Origin of the sequence: Flavobacterium sp. SH_e, from assembly GCF_025717045.1 — a bacterium.
GTDB lineage: Bacteria > Bacteroidota > Bacteroidia > Flavobacteriales > Flavobacteriaceae > Flavobacterium.
Window position 1 is genome coordinate 1 of record NZ_JAOVZN010000008.1, and the last position, 229, is coordinate 229.

General features: G+C 47.6%; 1 protein-coding gene. It reads right to left on the minus strand.

Going from position 1 to position 229, the window contains the following annotated elements:
* Positions 1 to 229, minus strand: a 229-nt coding sequence (locus tag OD917_RS18090) for a hypothetical protein (RefSeq protein WP_263524833.1), incomplete at both ends; no start/stop codon positions are given.

The following is a 229-nucleotide window of genomic DNA, read 5'->3' on the forward strand; positions in this document are numbered from 1 at the left end:
GCTTGTTAATGCTGTTGCTGCTGGAATTGCTGTTCCGCCTGTCGCTGCATTATACCATACTACATTTGCCTCGTTTGTCTGAATGCTTGCAAAAGTCGGTGCATTCACTAAACAGAAATCTTGTGTCGTGTCTGTAGTCGTAGGCGTTCCGGGGTCAGTCACGCTGATTGTCACAGCTAGTCTCACTGAACTTTCACAGCCTGTAGCTGCATCAGCTAAAGCCGCATAA